The organism is Rhodococcus sp. NPDC054953 (assembly GCF_053609225.1).
In genome coordinates, this window is the sequence record NZ_JBSGXD010000050.1 from 1 (window position 1) to 4,509 (window position 4,509).

Annotated in this window: 6 protein-coding genes; all 6 read left to right on the top strand. The window is 68.1% G+C overall.

The features are described 5' to 3' along the window. The first annotated feature begins 109 nt into the window (after positions 1-109). The 6 genes from ACWF62_RS20310 (at position 110) to ACWF62_RS20335 (ending at position 4,469) form a co-directional block, all read left to right on the top strand. Positions 110-319: a hypothetical protein gene (locus ACWF62_RS20310; RefSeq protein ID WP_378506532.1), complete on the top strand. Its 210-nt coding sequence runs from the start codon at positions 110-112 to the stop codon at positions 317-319. 134 nt (positions 320-453) lie between these two features. Further along, positions 454-543 (top strand): Ms4533A family Cys-rich leader peptide, encoded by a 90-nt coding sequence (locus ACWF62_RS20315; RefSeq protein ID WP_354003507.1) that lies wholly within the window; start codon positions 454-456, stop codon positions 541-543. 171 nt (positions 544-714) lie between these two features. Beyond that, a complete protein-coding gene (locus ACWF62_RS20320; RefSeq protein WP_378506533.1) occupies positions 715-1,761 on the top strand; it encodes a sulfate ABC transporter substrate-binding protein in 1,047 nt (348 codons plus the stop codon). Positions 1,762-1,768: 7 nt separating this feature from the next. Continuing rightward, entirely contained in the window at positions 1,769-2,677 is a 909-nt protein-coding gene (gene cysT, locus ACWF62_RS20325; protein WP_378506534.1) for a sulfate ABC transporter permease subunit CysT, read from the top strand. Continuing rightward, positions 2,674-3,480 carry a sulfate ABC transporter permease subunit CysW gene (gene cysW / locus ACWF62_RS20330; RefSeq protein ID WP_378506535.1) on the top strand — a complete coding sequence of 269 codons (807 nt, stop codon included), beginning with the start codon at positions 2,674-2,676 and terminating at the stop codon, positions 3,478-3,480. The genes cysT and cysW overlap by 4 nt, the downstream gene beginning before the upstream one ends. After that, positions 3,477-4,469 carry a sulfate/molybdate ABC transporter ATP-binding protein gene (locus ACWF62_RS20335; RefSeq protein WP_378506536.1) on the top strand — a complete coding sequence of 331 codons (993 nt, stop codon included), beginning with the start codon at positions 3,477-3,479 and terminating at the stop codon, positions 4,467-4,469. The genes cysW and ACWF62_RS20335 overlap by 4 nt, the downstream gene beginning before the upstream one ends. The last annotated feature ends 40 nt before the right edge of the window (positions 4,470-4,509 follow it).

Here is a 4,509-nt window from a genome sequence, read left to right on the forward strand (position 1 = left end):
GTCCACCGCTGACGGCGGGGCCGTCGTTCACGTTCGACGGCGGGGCCGTCGTTCACCGCTGACGGCGGGGCCATCGTTCACGTTCGACGGTGCCGCGTAGGGTGGGGGCGTGAATCAGATCGCCAGTTGGTGGGACGGCCTCGAATTGTGGCTGATCGGGCTACCGTACGTTCCGCAGCTCCTGCTGGTGTTGGTTGTCGCGTTGCCCGCCGCGTACGGGCTCGCCAGGGTCTTCGACATCACGCTGGCCCGTGCCCTGACCCTGCTCGGACGGGACCGGGCCCGGTCCGGCGACGCGGCCCGGGTCGGTGAGCCCTGATGCCCCGTTCCCGCGTCACCCTCGTCCTGATCGTCCTGCTGGTGCTGGTCCTCGTCGGGTGGCTGTTCACCCGCTGATCGGGTGAACGCCCGCCTGTTGGATTCATCACCACGCGCTCTGCTAGATTCGTCCGCGTGTCTGCCACTGCCGTACACCAGGTCCGCCATGAACTGGCGTTGATCGCTGTCGGCATGCTCGCAGTCGCCGACATCGACTGTTGTTGATCTCCTCCGCCTTGCTCGACTGAGCCGGCCCGTCCGCCCCACGCAGAGGGCACCTTTCCCACATTCCTGTGCCCGCGAACCACCGCAGCCCACCTCGGCGGCGGCGGTCGCGGCGGTCGCGATGACCGAACTTCCCTCGCCGTGCGCGGCGAATCCGTGAAAGGCATATCGATGAGTGTTCGTGCCCGACTCACCCGCTCCGGCGTTCTGTTTGCCGCCGCCCTCACCGCGGGAGCGGTCGCGTTGACGGCCTGCGCAGGCGGGTCGAGCGACGTGGTAGGCGGTGAGTCCGGTTCCGGTGACGGCAGCGGCGGCACCGTCAACCTGTTTGCGTACGCGGTGCCCAAGCCCGGTTTTGACAGAATTCTCCCCGGATTCAGGGACACCGAGGCGGGCGCCGACGTGAAGGTCCAGCCGTCCTACGGTGCCTCCGGCGACCAGTCCCGCAAGGTGAAGGACGGCGCACGGGCCGATGTCGTGAACTTTTCCGTCGAACCCGACATCACCCGCCTGGTCGATGCCGGATTGGTGAGCCCGGACTGGAACGCGGACGCCTACAACGGGATTCCGTTCGGGTCGGTCGTCACCCTGGTGGTGCGCGAGGGCAACCCGAAGAACATCCGGGACTGGGATGACCTGCTCGCCCCCGGCGTTGAGGTGGTCACCCCCAACCCGTTCAGTTCCGGCTCGGCGAAGTGGAACCTGCTCGCGCCGTACGCGGCCAAGAGCGACGGCGGGACCAATCCGCAGGCCGGGCTCGACTACGTGAAGGCACTCGTCACCGATCACGTGAAGGTGCAGCCGAAGTCGGGTCGTGAGGCCACCGAGACGTTCCTGCAGGGCAGCGGTGACGTGTTGATCAGCTACGAGAACGAGGCGATCTTCACCGAACGGAACGGTGATCCCGTCGAGCACGTCACCCCGCCGGTCACCTTCAAGATCGAGAACCCGGTCGCGGTGCTGCAGAACAGCAAGGCGCTTGAGCAGGCGACCGCGTTCCGCGACTACCTGTTCACGCCGGAGGCCCAGACGCTGTGGGCCGAGGCCGGATTCCGTCCCGTCGACCCGGCCGTCGCCGCCGAGTTCACCGACGAGTTCCCCGCCCCGGAAACCCTGTGGACGATCGCGGATCTCGGTGGCTGGAAGGCCGTCGACGAGACCCTGTTCACGCAGGGCAGCGGGTCGATTGCCGTGATCTACGAAGCCGCGAACCGGTAGCCTCGCCATGTCCGACTCCACGATGACGGAGGGATCGGTGTCCGAGATCGTCGCCACCCCGCCGACCGAGTCCACGCCGGCCCCCGCCGCACCGCCGCGACGGCGCCGCCGATGGTTCACCGTCACCGGCACCGTCGGTCCGCTCGGGATCGGCGTAACGATGCTGTGGCTCAGCGTGATCGTGCTGCTGCCGCTCGCGGCGTTGACGGTGACCTCGTTCGAAGACGGACTCGCCGGATTCTGGGACGCGGTCACCAGTCCCGCGTCGTTGGCCTCGCTGCGCGTCACCATCCTGGTGTCGGTGGTCGTTGCGCTGATCAACGTGGTCATGGGCACGCTCATCGCGTGGGTGCTGGTGCGTGATGAGTTCCCCGGCAAGCGGATCGTCAATGCGTTCATCGACCTCCCGTTCGCCCTGCCGACCATCGTCGCGAGCATCGTGCTGCTGTCCCTGTACGGGCCGAACAGCCCGATTGACGTGCAGCTCAACGCGACCCAGCCGGGTCTTGTCGTCGCCCTCGCGTTCGTGACACTGCCGTTCGTCGTCCGGTCGGTACAGCCGGTGCTGATCGAGACGGACCGCGAGGTCGAGCAGGCCGCCGCCTCGCTCGGCGCGAGCAACTGGACCATCTTCGTCAAGGTCGTGCTGCCGACCTTGACGCCCGCGATCGTCAGCGGCGCGGGCCTGGCGTTCGCCCGCGCGATCGGCGAATACGGTTCGGTGGTGTTGATCGGCGGCAACATCCCGGGCGAGACGCAGGTGACCTCGCAGCGAATCCAACAGCTGATCGAGATCGACCGGCCGGTGGACGCCGCGGCCGTCTCGGTGGCGCTGCTGGCGATCGCCTTCGTGACCCTGCTGGTGCTGCGGGTGTTCGCGAGCCGCAACCAGCGTCGTGAGGAGCAGGCGTCGTGAACGTGTCCACCCCAACCCGGCTGAGTCTGCGGGTCGCCGCCCTCGGCTACCTGGCGCTGCTGCTGCTGGTGCCGATCATGGTGATCCTGTGGCGCACCTTTGAGCGCGGTATCGTCGCCTTCTTCGAGGCGATTTCGACGCCCGCGGCGATCTCGGCGCTCAACCTGTCCCTGTTGATCGTCGCGATCGTGGTGCCGATCAACGTCATCTTCGGGGTGATCACCGCGCTCGCTCTGGTACGGGGACGCTTCCCCGGCCGCGGCCTGATGCAGGCGGTGGTCGACCTGCCGTTCGCGGTGTCGCCGGTCGTCGTCGGTGTATCGCTGATCCTGCTGTGGGGTGTCAACGGCTGGTTCGGTGGCCTCGACTCGCTCGGGTTCCGGGTCATCTTCGGGTTGCCGGGGATGGTGCTGGCGACCATCTTCGTGACCCTGCCGTTCGTGGTGCGCGAGGTGGAGCCGGTGCTCCACGAGATCGGTGACGAGCAGGAGCAGGCCGCCGCGACACTGGGCGCCTCGAAGTGGCAGACCTTCTGGCGGATCACCCTTCCCGCGATCCGCTGGGGCCTGACCTACGGCATCGTGCTGACGGTCGCCCGCTCGCTGGGCGAGTTCGGCGCCGTGATCATGGTGTCGTCCGGTTTCCCCGGCGTCTCGCAGACCCTGACCCTGCTGGTGCACTCGCGCTACATCGACGACCACAACACCTACGGCGCGTACTGCGCGGCGACGCTGCTGATGGGCATCGCCCTGGTGACGCTGCTGCTGATGACGCTGCTGGATCGCAAGAGGAGCAAGGCATGATTTCCGTCATCGGCGCCCAGAAGAACTACGGCGACTTCGCGGCACTGGACAATCTGTCGCTGGACATCCCGTCGGGGTCGCTGACCGCGCTGCTCGGCCCGTCCGGGTCGGGCAAGTCGACGCTGCTGCGGTCGATCGCCGGCCTTGAGCACCCCGACGCGGGCACGATCACGATCGCGGGCAAGGACGTCACTGGGGTGCCGCCGCAGAAGCGCGACATCGGGTTCGTGTTCCAGCACTACGCGGCGTTCAAGCACATGACCGTTCGGGACAACGTGGCGTTCGGCCTCACGATCCGCAAGCGGCCGAAGCCGGAGATCGAGAAGAAGGTCGGCGAGCTGCTCGGGATCGTCGGTCTCGACGGCTTTCAGCACCGCTACCCGGCGCAGCTGTCGGGCGGCCAACGTCAGCGAATGGCGTTGGCCAGGGCGCTGGCGGTGGACCCCCAGGTGCTGCTGCTCGACGAGCCGTTCGGCGCGCTGGACGCGAAGGTCAGGGAGGACCTGCGCACCTGGCTGCGGCGGCTGCACGACGAGGTGCACGTGACCACGGTCCTGGTGACCCATGACCAGGAGGAGGCCCTCGATGTCGCGGACCGGATCGCGGTCCTGAACCGGGGTCGGATCGAGCAGGTCGGCACCCCGCGGGAGTTGTACGACAGCCCGGCGAACAATTTCGTGATGTCGTTCCTCGGACCGGTCGCGAAGCTCAACGGTCAGCTGGTGCGCCCGCACGACATTCGCGTGGGCAGGGACCCGAGCATGGCGGTCGCGCAGAAGGCGGGCACCGCCGAATCCGCCGGTGTCACGCGCGCGACGGTGGAGCGCGTCGTGCACCTCGGCTTCGAGGTGCGGGTCGAGCTGCGGAACGCCGCGACCGGGGACCTGTTCGCCGCCCAGGTCACCCGCGGCGACAGCGAAGCGCTGCAGTTGCGGGAGGGCGAGACCGTGTACGCGCGGGCGACGCTGATCCCGAACATCCCTGCTTAGGGGTCGCCGCAGGGCGTGCTGCCGGGGGCGAGGCACCGGC